Raw genomic sequence first — 11315 nt, forward strand, 5'->3', positions numbered from 1 at the left:
CGCGGGCCATCCACGCATGGCGTGGATCTACTGGGGATTACGGGGGTTGGCCAGTTCCACCCGTGGCCGCGGCAGGTCGTGCAGCTGCATGAAGCGGGCCGCGTCCACCGGCCGGCCCAGCAGGAAGCCCTGCAGGTAGTCGCAGCCCAGGCGTTCCAGGTAGGCGCGCTGCGCTGCGGTCTCCACGCCTTCGGCGACGATATCCATGTCCAGCGCGTGGCCCAGCGCCACGATGGCCGACACGATCACCACGTCTTCGGCGCTGTGTTCCAGGTCGCGCACGAATGCATGGTCGATCTTGATCTCGGTGGCCGGCAGGCGCTTCAGGTACAGCAGGCTGGAGTAGCCGGTGCCGAAATCATCGATCGAAATGCCCACGCCCAGGGCGGAGAAGCTCTGCAGCAGGCGCAGGCTGGTATCGGTGTCGCGCATCACGGTGCTTTCGGTGATCTCCAGCACCAGGTTGCGCGGGGCGATCGCGTAGCGCTCGATCACCTCGCGTACGTCCTGCAGCAGATGTGGCGAACTGAACTGCACCGGTGACAGGTTCACCGACATCGTCCAGCCGTCGTGGCCGGCATCGTGCCAGTGCCGCAACTGCTGGCAGGCCTGGTCCAGCGCCCAGCGGCCGATCTCGTTGATCGCACCACTGCGCTCGGCCAGGCGGATGAAGCGGTCCGGCGGAATCAGGCCCTGTTCCGGGTGGCGCCAGCGGATCAGTGCTTCGGCGCCAGCCACCTTCTGCGTAGCCACGCGGATCTTCGGCTGATAGTGCAGGAACAGCTGCTCGCTGCCGATCGCCCGGCGCAGGTCGGCCAGCAGGCGGAACTGCTGCTCGGCGCTGTCGTTCATCCAGTCGGCGAACAGCACGAACGCATTGCGGCCCGACTCCTTGGCCTGGTACATCGCCGCATCGGCGAAGGCCATCAGCTGGCGTTCGCTGGCGGCATGGTCGGGGCAGATCGCGATGCCGATGCTGGCGCTCACCTGCAGCTCGTGGTCAGGCAGCAGCGGGCCGCTGCCCACCGCCTGCAGAATGCGCCGGGCCAGGGTCGGCAGGTCCTCGTCCTGTTCGATGCGCACCACCAGCACGAATTCGTCGCCGCCCAGCCGTGCCAGCATGTCGTGCGGCCGCAGCAGCTGGCGGGTGCGCTCTGCCACGGCCACCAGCAGCGCATCGCCGGCCTGGTGGCCATAGGCATCATTGACCTGCTTGAAGCCATCCAGGTCCATGAACATCACCGCGAAGCGGCTGCCGCCCTGTTCGGCCTCGGCCAGCGCCTGCAGGATGCGCCGCTGCAGCAGCAGCCGGTTCGGCAGGCGGGTGAGCGGGTCGTGCAGCGCGGCTTGGGTCAGTTCCTGCTGGGCATCGGTCAAGGAGGTGCTGAGCAGCGAATTGCGCAGGCGCAACAGCTGTGCCTCCACCCGCTGGTCCAGCCAGGACACCACCAGCACGACTGCCAGGATCGCCACGGTCAGCACCACCACCAGCATCGCCAGCCAGTTGTTCTGCAGGCCATCGCCCACCGCGGCGCCGCAGACGCTGCCTTCGGGGAAACGGGCGGCGGCCATGCCCGTGTAATGCATGCCGACGATGGCCAGGCCGAGCAGTCCGGCGGCCGCCAGGCGGTCGCCGATGCGGGTGTGCTGCGCGCGCAGGCGGAAGGCCACGTACAGCGCGGTCCACGACGCGGCCACCGCAACCAGCAGTGACAGCAGCAGCCACACCGGCTGGTAGTCGATGCCTGGCTGCATGCGCATCGCGGCCATGCCCACGTAATGCATGCTGGCGATGCCGCTGCCCATCAGCACGGCACCACTGGCCAGGCGTGGATGGGGCAGGGTGCGCAGCGATACCAGCCACAGCGCGAACACCGACGAGCCGATCGCCAGTGCCAGCGACAGCAGGGTGATGGGCAGGTCGTAGCCCAACGGAATGGGCAGGTCGAAGGCGAGCATGCCGATGAAGTGCATCGACCAGATGCCCAGCCCCATCGCAAAGCCGCCGCCGAGGCGCCACCACCAGGTCGCGCCCTTGCCGGGCGCAGTGACGGTGCGCCCAGCCATCGCCAGTGCGGTATAGGACGCCATCACTGCAACCAGCAATGAGGTCGCCACCAGCCACGGGTTGTACGTGCCTACCAGCATTCGTCAGTCTCCCGGACCTGCCTGTCAACGGAAAAACTACGGTGGGGCATGCGCAAGGCAGGCGACCTGCGGCCGCCGGTTGCAGCGTCCCCCCGGTCGCTGCGCATTCACTCTAACGCGGGCACCGGGGGGGACGGCAAGCAGCAAAACGTGACGACCGCGTCAGCGGGTCACGGCACCGGCAGCCTCGAAGGCGGCATCGAACAGGCGCTGCACCGGCGGGCCCATTTCACCGACCAGCAGGGTCAGCAGGAACAGGCCCAGCAGCAGTGAAACCGGCAGGCCCAGCTGGATCGGATTCAGCGCCGGCGCGGCGCGGGCCAGCACGCCGAAGGCCAGGTTGACCGCCAGCATCGCTACGGTCAGCGGGATGGCCAAGGTCAGCGCGCCGCGCAGCACGGTCAGCAGGAAGGTCGGGGCGATGCTGAAGAAGGCGTGCGGGTCCGGCAGGGGCGCGCCGATGGGCAGAGCGCGGTAGCTGTCCACCAGCAGCGAGATCAGCGCCAGGTGGCCGTTGGCGGTGAAGAACAGCAGGCCGAACAACAGATAGAACCACTGGCCGATGACACCGGAGGTGCCGCCGCGCAGCGGGTCGCTCATCTGCGCAAACGCCAGGCCGGTGCCCTGGGCGACCAGTTCGCCGGCCATGGCGCCAGCCTCGAACACCAGCCGCAGCATGAAACCGATGGCTACGCCAATCGCCAGCTCGCGGGCGATGGTCAGCACGGTGGCGGCGTCGAAGCCGGTCCAGTCCGGTACCGGCGGCAGCAGCGGCGCCAACGCGATGGCCAGGGTGCCGGCCAGCATCACCCGCACCCGGCCGGGCACCGCGCGGGTGCCGATCATCGGCATCGCCATGGCCACCGCGCCGATGCGTAGCATGGTCCACAGCACGGTGCCGATCATGCCGAAGGCATTCAGGCCGTCGGCAGCCATCTGGGTGGCGGCGTCCATCTGCGTGCGCGTCCGTCTAGCCGATCAGGTGCGGAATGCGCTGGAACAGCAGCGTGGTGAATTCGACCAGGTGGCCGATCAACAGGCTGCCCAGTGCGAACAACACCGCAGTGAGGGCCGCAGCCTTGGCAACGAAGGCGATGGTGGGCTCGTTGAGCTGGGTCGCCGCCTGCACTACGCCCACCACCACGCCGACCACCAGTACGGTCAGCAGCAGCGGGCCGGCTACCCACAGCACGGTAATCAGGCCACCACGCAGTTCGGTCAAGGCAAGTTCGGGGGACATCGTCGTTCCGTTATGTGTATGTAGAGCCGGGCCATGCTCGGCCGACCTTCGGATCAGGCCGGATTGAATCAGGCCGGATTGAAGCTGGCCGCCAGCGTGCCGACGGTCAGCACCCAACCATCGACCAGCACGAACAGCAGGATCTTGAACGGTGCGGAGACCAGCATCGGCGACAGCATCATCATGCCCATCGACATCAGCACGCTGGCCACGACCAGGTCGATGATCACGAACGGGATGAAGATCAGGAAGCCGATCTCGAAGGCGGTCTTCAGTTCACTGGTGACGAACGATGCGACCAGCACCGGGAACGGAATCGCATCGGGGCTGGCGTAGGTGCCGTGCCCGGCGATGCCGGCGAAAGTCATCAGATCGGTCTCGCGGATCTGCGCCAGCATGAAGGCGCGCAGCGGCGTGGTGGTCAGCGTCCAGGCGGTCTGGAAGTCGATCTCGCCATTGAGGTAGGGCGCCATGCCGGTGCTCCAGGCCTTGTCCCAGGTCGGCAGCATGATCATCGCGGTGAGGAACAGGGCCAGGCCCAGCAGCACCTGGTTGGACGGCGTCTGGCCGGTGCCCAGTGCCTGCCGCAGCAGGCCCAGCACGATGATGATGCGGGTGAAGGAGGTCAGCACCAGCAGCATCGACGGGATCAGGGTGATCGCCGTCATCAGCAACAGCGTCTGCAGCGGCAGGCTGACCGGCGCACCGCCGATTTTGCCGACATTGATGTCCGGCAGCGGCGTGGTCGGCGCGCCCGGGGCGGCGAACGCCAACGCAGGCAGCAGGCACAGGGCGAGCAGGGTCAGCCACGGCAGCAGGGTGGCAAGACGGGAACGGGTCACACGCATGTCAGGGGTCCTTGCGCAGCCGCTGTTGCAGCAGCTGGGCGAAATTCGGCAGGTTCTTCAGGTCGGGTACGCGCACCGGCGCGGGCGGCGGCAGCGGTTCGGGCAGGGTGTGCAGGGCATTGATGCCACCGGCGGTCACGCCCAGCAGCAGCTGCTGGCCGTTGACCTCGACCACCACCACGCGCTCCTTGGCGCCAACATTCAGGCTCGCCACCAGCTTCATGCCCTCGGCCGGGCGGAAGCCGCTGCCGGGCAGGCGCTTGAGCAGCCAGCCCAGGCCGATGACCAGGGCCAGCACCGCCAACAGGGCCAGAACTGCACCGAACAGGCTCGGTGCGGCCGGCGCATGCTGGCCGATCTGCGGGGCCGTCTTGGCGACGGCCAGCGCGGTGGCGGCGAGCAGGCTCAACGCAGTCTCCGGATCCGCTCGCTGGGGCTGACCACATCGGTCAGGCGCACGCCGAAGCGGTCGTTGATCACCACCACTTCGCCATGTGCGATCAGCGTGCCGTTGACGAACACGTCCAGCGATTCGCCGGCACCACGCTCCAGCTCCACCACCGAACCCTGGTTGAGCTGCAACAGGTTGCGGATCGGCAGGCGGGCGCGACCGACTTCCAGCGACAACGTCACCGGCACATCGAGGATCACGTCCAGGTTCAAATCCGGGCCGGTCGCCTCATCGGCCTGCAGGCTGGTGAACTGTGCCGGGGTCGGTTCGAGGGCGTCGATATCGTTCATTGCGGGTCTTCCTGGATGACGGGTACGCGCGGACGGGTGCCCGGCGGATGGGTAGCGGTGATCTTTACGGCGTTCATGCCGTTGGCGACGCCGAACTCCCCGGTGAACACCGGGATGTTCTCCACGCACAGCGGCACCTGCGGGCTGAGGTCGATCGGCAGGATGTCGCCGACCTTCAGCCGGGTCAGGTCGCGCAGGGTCATGCGCTTGCTGGCCAGCACGCTGGAGAGGGTGACTTCGGCCACGTTGAGCTGCTCGCGCAGGGTGCGGCCCCAGCTCTCGTCGCGGTCATTGCGGTCGCTCTGGATGCCGGCGTCGAGCAGCTCGCGGATCGGCTCCAGCATCGAGTAGGGCAGGGTCACGTGGATGTCGCCGCCACCGCCGTCGAGTTCAACATGCAGGCGGCACACCACTACGTATTCGCGCGGCGTCACGATGTTGGCGAAGTGCGGGTTGATTTCCGAGTTGATGTACTCGAACTCCACGTCCATCACCGGTGCCCACGCTTCACGCAGGTCGGCGAAGGTCTGCTTCAACAGCAGGTGGATCACCCGCATTTCGGTGGCGGTGAACTCGCGGCCTTCGATGCGCGTCGGGTAACGCCCGTCACCGCCGAAGAAGTTGTCGACGATGGCGAACACCAGAGTCGGCTCGAACACGATCAGGCCGGTGCCGCGCAGTGGCTTGAAGCGGATCAGGTTCAGGTTGGTCGGCACATACAGCGAGTGCATGTAGTCGTTGAACTTGATCAGCTCGATGCCACGCACGGACAGTTCGGCCGAGCGCCGGATCAGATTGAACAGGCCGATCCGCCACAGGCGCGCGAAGCGCTCGTGGACCATTTCCAGGGTCGGCATGCGACCGCGGATGATGCGGTCCTGGCTGGCGAAATCGTAGGAGCGTGCTTCGCCACTGGGGGCGTCCGGCTCAGTTTCGACCGCGCCACTGTCCACGCCATGCAACAGGGCATCGATCTCATCCTGGGACAGCAGGTCATTCATCGGGGAGCCCTTACTGGGTCACGAAGCTGGTGAACAGCAGGTCGTCGGCACCGTTGCTGCCGGTCTCGGCCTTCAGCACCTTCTGCACTTCGGCCAACGAATCGGCCTGCAGCTTCTGCTTGCCGGCGATGTCGGCGATCTGCTGCGGGCTGACCTGCGAGAACAGCATCAGCAGGCGTGCGCGGATGGCCGGGGAATGGGTCTTGATCGCTTCCAGCGCGGCCGGATCGCGGGTCATCAGCTGCACTTCCACCTGCAGGTAGCGCGGGCCGTCGATCGAACCGTTGAGGTTGACCACGAACGCCGGTTCCAGTGCGAAGTACTGGGCCGGGGCCGGGGTGGTGGTCTTCTTCGGCGCCTGCGCGGTCTTGTCTTCGTGCTTGGACTGGGTGAAGAACCAGACGCCGCCACCGGCAGCACCGGCGGCCAGTACGGCGACCAGGGCGGTGATCAGGATCGGACTGCGCGGCTTGGCGGTCTTGTCCTTGTCGGCGGTCTTCTTGGTTTTGTCAGCGGCTGCGGCCACGGGGTGAAGCTCCTGAGGGTTGCTTCACCGGGATATGCAAGGGGTGTGCCGGAGTGGCCGGGGAGGGGGGTGACGGAATTCTGTCGGGGTGCCGGTGGGGCGGTGCAGATACTGCCAGGTGCCGACCTTGGTCGGCACGCACTGTCAGGCGTACGCGTCCAACAACCCGCGCTGGCGGATCAGCTGCGATGCCGACACCGTGGTGTCGCCCAGTGACGGTTCTCCGTCACCAGCGCGACCGCCGCTGCCCGCCGGGCTGCCCGGAGTGCCGTCGCCACTGTGCTGCTGGCCGACATCGGCATGGGCCAGCTGGAAGCCCTGCTCGCCGAGCAGTTCACGCAGGCGCGGCAGGCTGCTTTCCAGCGCCTGGCGTACATCGACGTGCGGGCTGCTGAAGCTGGCATGCACCTTGTCACCGTTCATCTGCAGGCGCACGTCCACCGGCCCCAGGTCTTCCGGGTTGAGGCGGATGTGGGCATGGCCGATCTTCTGGTCGGCCAGCCAGCCGATGCGCGCACCAATGGCCTGGTCGAAACCATCATCGCCCAGCACCGGCTTCGGTGTGGGTTCGCCGTTGAAGACGGCATTGCTGGCCAGTGCGGCCTTCAGGTCCTGCAGGGCGGCGGGCAGGGGAGGCTGCAGCGGTGCCGGAGGTGCACGGTCGCCGATCTGCAGACTGTCACCGTCATCGGCACGATCCAATGCCTTGCCACCCACCACCAGCTCGGGCAGCGGCAGGCCGCTGACCTCACCGTCGCCGGCAGCAGATGCCGACGCGCTTGCGGCCGGCGCTGCCGCGCCTTGGCTCGCGTTGGCGGGCAGCGCGGCGGACGCAGGTGCCAGTGCAGCGGAGGGCAGCGCGCTGCCGTCGGCACCGCTGGCCGCTGGCGGTGGCAGCACCGGCGCCGGATCGACGCCGGTGGGCACGGCCAGCATCAGACCGGCCAAGCCGAGTGGCGGCCAGGGCGCGTCGTCCGCGTTGGCCGGGGTGTCCTTGTCGTCGCTGGCTGCCGACGTTGCCGGTACAGCAGGTGTCGATGTGCTGGCGTCCGTGGCGGCTGCTTCGCCGTCGGTCGGCCGCGGCGAAGCCTTGCCCGGGTTGCCGTCGGGCGTTGATGCAGCGTTGGCCGGTGTTGCCGGATTGCTGGCGGTTGTCGTGGTGCCGGCAGTGCCGGTCGACGCGTTGCTGCCCTGCAGCATCTGGCCGAAATCCTTGCCGGAGTCGTTGCCCGAGGCGCGCGCGCTGCTGGCATTGCCACTGCCGCCGGGCGTCGGTGCGCTGGCGTTGCTGCTCAACGGGGACGGCATCACGAGCGGCCTCCGTGTTCGCCATCATCCTGGTCTTCGGTCTGCGCCAGGCGCGCGCGGCGCGCGCCGATGTCATCCATCTCGCGCTGGTCGCGGCGGTCGGTCACCACTTTTTCCTGCGCGCGGTAGCTGGCGGCCAGCTGTTCCAGCACCGCCTTGTCACGGCTGGCCAGGATCAGGCGCGCGCGTTCGGCCTCCACTTTTTCGCGGTTGCCGTTCACGGTCTGCTGCTGCTGTTCCACCGCGCTGTCCAGCCGGTCCAGGAAGGCGCGCCGGTTCAACAGCTGCGCCGGGCTGGTCGCGGCCATCTGCGCGTCGGCCATTTGTTGCGAGGCATACTCCTCGGCGTAGCGACGCAGTTCGTCCAGGCGCGACAGATGGGTGTCGAGCACGTTCTGGCGCTCGGCCAGGTCGCGGGCGACCGCATCCTCGTGTTCCTGGGCCCGCTTCAGCAGCGGATCGATGCGCTTGGACTGGATCATGTCAGCCTCTCGTTCTCTTGTTCCACCAGGCGCTGCAACGCCGCCTGGCTGTGCGGTAGATCTGCGGCCTTGGCTACATCCTGGCCGAGGAATTCCATGATTTCCGGCCAACGCTCAAGGGCTTCATCGGTCGCGGCGTCGTTGCCGCGCTGATAGGCGCCGATGGCGATCAGGTCGCGGTTGGCCGAATAGGCCGAGACCAGCCGTTTCAGCTTGCGGATGCGCAGGCGCCACGGCTCGTCGGCAATTTCCGTGACCACGCGACTGACCGACGATTCCACGTCGATGGCCGGATACAGGCCGCTGTCGGCCACGCGACGCGACAGCAGGATGTGGCCGTCGAGAATCGCGCGGGCGGCATCGGCGATCGGATCCTGCGGATCGTCGCCTTCGGTCAGTACGGTGTAGAAGGCGGTGATCGAACCGCGCCCCTTGGCGCCGTTGCCTGCACGTTCCACCAGTGCCGGCAGCTTGGCGAACACCGATGGCGGATAGCCGCGCGTGGTGGGTGGCTCGCCCACTGACAGGCCGATTTCGCGCTGCGCCTGCGCAAAGCGGGTCAGCGAATCCATCAGCAGCAGGACGTTCAGGCCCTGGTCGCGGAACCACTCGGCGATGGCGGTGGCACGGTAGGCGCCATGCAGACGGGCCAGCGGCGGTCGGTCAGCGGGGCTCGCCACCACCACCGCGCGGCGCAGGCCTTCTTCGCCCAGGGTGCTTTCAACGAAATCGCGTACTTCGCGGCCACGCTCACCGATCAGGCCTACCACGATCACGTCGGCGGCGGTGTAGCGGGTCATCATGCCCAGCAGCGTCGATTTGCCGACGCCGGAGCCGGCGAACAGGCCGACACGCTGGCCACGGCCGATTGGCAGCAGCGCGTTGATCGCGCGCACGCCCACGTCCAGTGGTTGGGTGATCGGTTCGCGTGCGAGCGGATTGATCGAGACGCCGGCCATGCCGACGTGAGCTTCAGCGCGGATCGGACCCTTTCCATCCAGCGGCACGCCATCGCTGTCGATGACACGTCCGAGCAGGCCTTCGCCCACTTCCACGCCGCCACGACGGGCCGACGGCACCACCCGCGCATTCGGCAGCAGGCCATGCAGCTCGGCGCTGGGCATCAGGTAGGTGCGTTCACCGGCGAAGCCGACCACTTCGGCATCGACCCAGCCGCCGTCGACCACTTCCACCTTGCAGCTGGCGCCGAGCGGCGCCTCGCAGCCAACGGCTTCCAGAGTCAGGCCGACCGCCCGGCGCAGCACGCCTTCGCGGATCAGCCCACGGCCATGCGCGGTGTCGACTTTCAGACCGTCGAGGCGATTGCCCAGGCGCAGATTGCGGGCAACGGCCCAGTCGGCGGGCGGCGACGGCGGCGCAGCGGTGTCGGTGTTCATGCGATGGCTCCGGTCTGGCGGATCACGGCATCCAACGCGCCGCGCAGGCGGGCTTCCAGGGTGCCGTCGATGCGTACGGCCTCGGCATGCACGCGCAGGTCGCCACGGCTCAGGCTGGTGTCAGGCACCAGGCGCTGCTGCGGCGACAGGGTCAGCAACGGGGCGAGGGCGGTGATGTCATCGGGGTGCAGGCGTACTTCCACCTCGCGGTTGCTGCCGCCGACGGCGTCTATCGCCTCGCCGACCAGCTGCCCCAGCAGCGCCGGGTCGGCCTCGTAGGCCCGGCCTACCAGCGCACCGGCGATGCGTACTGCGAGTTCGCCGAGGGCGCCGACCACCTCATTTTCCAGACGCGCCAGCGGCCGGCCGAAGTTGTCGAGGATGCCTTCGATCTGCGCGACCAAGCGGCGCACCTCGGCCTGGCCCTGGCTGAAGCCATCGGCATGGCCCTGCTCGAAACCTTCCTTCTCGGCGCTGTCCTGGATCGCCTGGATTTCCTCCAGGGTCGGCAGCTGCAGCGGCGGCTCGGGCTCATGCTCCGGGTCCGGCTCGGTGAGTTCGAACGCCTCGTCGTGGTCCAGCACCGGTTCGGGCTGGGCCAGCAGGTCCGGGGCAAGCCAGCGCACGACGTTGCTCACAACATCGCCTCCGCGCTGCCGCCGATGGTGACAGTGCCCTCATCGGCCATGCGCTTGACGATGGCCAGGATCTCGCGCTGCGCCACTTCCACGTCGGACAGGCGTACCGGGCCGCGCGCTTCCATGTCTTCCAGCAGGATCTCGGCGGCACGCTGGGACATGTTGCGGGTGATCTTGTCGCGCACCTTGATGTCGGCGCCACGCAGGGCCAGGCCCAGGCGCTCGCCGCTGACTTCGCGCAGCACCAGCTGCATCTCGCGGTCGTCCAGGTCCACCAGGTCGTCGAACACGAACATCAGGTCCTGGATGCGGCCACTCAGCGGCGCGTCGATGCGTGCGATCTCGCCCAGGATCGCCTGGTCCTGGCCGCTGTCCATGAAGTTCAGGATGTTGGCCGCGCACTGCACGCCGCCGATGTTGGACGACTTCAGGTTCTGGTTGCCGGCGAACTGGCGCTCCATGATCTCGTTGAGTTCGTTCAACGCATTGGGCGGAATGCCGTCGAGGGTGGCGATGCGCAGCAGCACGTCAACGCGGGTGCGGTCGGGCAGCAGCTTCAGCGCGTCGGCGGCCTGGTCGGTTTCCAGGTGCGCCATCACGATGGCGATGATCTGCGGATGCTCGTTGCGCACCAGGTCGGCCACCGCACGCGGGTCCATCCACTTCAGGGCGTCCAGGCCGGTGGTGTTGCGGCCCAGCAGGATGCGGTCGATCAGGTTGCCGGCCTTCTCGCTGCCCAGCGCCTGCACCAGCATGTTGCGGATGTAGTCGTCCGAGCCCACGCCCAGCGAGGTCTTCGAGCCCAGTTCCTGGCTGAACTGGTCCATCACCCGTTCCACCTGTTCGCGGGTGATATCGGACATGGTGGCCATGGCGATGCCGATCTTCTGCACCTCCTTCGGCTCCATGTGGCGCAGCACTTCGGCCGCGTCCAGTTCACCCAGCGACAGCAGCAGGACGGCGGCGCGCTGCACGCCGGTCAGGGG

Annotated in this window: 13 protein-coding genes; all 13 read right to left on the reverse strand. The window is 67.7% G+C overall.

What is annotated here, in order from left to right:
* Positions 1-27: 27 nt before the first annotated feature.
* Positions 28-2148 carry a putative bifunctional diguanylate cyclase/phosphodiesterase gene (locus ACEF39_RS09770; protein ID WP_500287803.1) on the reverse strand — a complete coding sequence of 707 codons (2121 nt, stop codon included), beginning with the start codon at positions 2146-2148 and terminating at the stop codon, positions 28-30.
* 162 nt (positions 2149-2310) lie between these two features.
* Entirely contained in the window at positions 2311-3102 is a 792-nt protein-coding gene (gene fliR, locus ACEF39_RS09775) for a flagellar biosynthetic protein FliR (RefSeq protein WP_500287804.1), read from the reverse strand.
* A 16-nt stretch (positions 3103-3118) separates the two neighbouring features.
* Entirely contained in the window at positions 3119-3388 is a 270-nt protein-coding gene (locus ACEF39_RS09780; protein ID WP_005413254.1) for a flagellar biosynthetic protein FliQ, read from the reverse strand.
* Between the two features lie 68 nt (positions 3389-3456).
* Positions 3457-4236 (reverse strand): flagellar type III secretion system pore protein FliP, encoded by a 780-nt coding sequence (gene fliP, locus ACEF39_RS09785; RefSeq protein WP_500287805.1) that lies wholly within the window; start codon positions 4234-4236, stop codon positions 3457-3459.
* Position 4237: 1 nt separating this feature from the next.
* A complete protein-coding gene (gene fliO, locus ACEF39_RS09790) occupies positions 4238-4645 on the reverse strand; it encodes a flagellar biosynthetic protein FliO (protein WP_180167000.1) in 408 nt (135 codons plus the stop codon).
* Complete coding sequence (gene fliN, locus ACEF39_RS09795; protein ID WP_165377068.1) at positions 4642-4977, reverse strand: flagellar motor switch protein FliN; 336 nt, start codon at positions 4975-4977, stop codon at positions 4642-4644. Before fliN ends, fliO begins: the two co-directional genes overlap by 4 nt.
* Positions 4974-5978 (reverse strand): flagellar motor switch protein FliM, encoded by a 1005-nt coding sequence (gene fliM, locus ACEF39_RS09800; protein ID WP_025878989.1) that lies wholly within the window; start codon positions 5976-5978, stop codon positions 4974-4976. The genes fliN and fliM overlap by 4 nt, the downstream gene beginning before the upstream one ends.
* Before the next feature lie 10 nt (positions 5979-5988).
* Entirely contained in the window at positions 5989-6504 is a 516-nt protein-coding gene (locus ACEF39_RS09805; RefSeq protein ID WP_500287806.1) for a flagellar basal body-associated FliL family protein, read from the reverse strand.
* Positions 6505-6648: 144 nt separating this feature from the next.
* Positions 6649-7812 carry a flagellar hook-length control protein FliK gene (locus ACEF39_RS09810; protein WP_500287807.1) on the reverse strand — a complete coding sequence of 388 codons (1164 nt, stop codon included), beginning with the start codon at positions 7810-7812 and terminating at the stop codon, positions 6649-6651.
* Positions 7812-8294: a flagellar export protein FliJ gene (gene fliJ, locus ACEF39_RS09815; protein WP_500287808.1), complete on the reverse strand. Its 483-nt coding sequence runs from the start codon at positions 8292-8294 to the stop codon at positions 7812-7814. Before fliJ ends, ACEF39_RS09810 begins: the two co-directional genes overlap by 1 nt.
* Positions 8291-9691, reverse strand: a complete 1401-nt coding sequence (gene fliI / locus ACEF39_RS09820; RefSeq protein ID WP_500287809.1) for a flagellar protein export ATPase FliI — start codon at positions 9689-9691, stop codon at positions 8291-8293. The genes fliJ and fliI overlap by 4 nt, the downstream gene beginning before the upstream one ends.
* Entirely contained in the window at positions 9688-10329 is a 642-nt protein-coding gene (locus tag ACEF39_RS09825; protein ID WP_500287810.1) for a FliH/SctL family protein, read from the reverse strand. The genes fliI and ACEF39_RS09825 overlap by 4 nt, the downstream gene beginning before the upstream one ends.
* The gene (gene fliG / locus ACEF39_RS09830; protein WP_099818764.1) at positions 10326-11312 is read right to left on the reverse strand and encodes a flagellar motor switch protein FliG; all 987 of its coding nucleotides are present in this window, start codon (positions 11310-11312) and stop codon (positions 10326-10328) included. Before fliG ends, ACEF39_RS09825 begins: the two co-directional genes overlap by 4 nt.
* Positions 11313-11315 lie beyond the last annotated feature (3 nt).

The sequence above is a fragment of the Stenotrophomonas indicatrix genome, assembly GCA_041545745.1.
GTDB lineage: Bacteria > Pseudomonadota > Gammaproteobacteria > Xanthomonadales > Xanthomonadaceae > Stenotrophomonas > Stenotrophomonas indicatrix_A.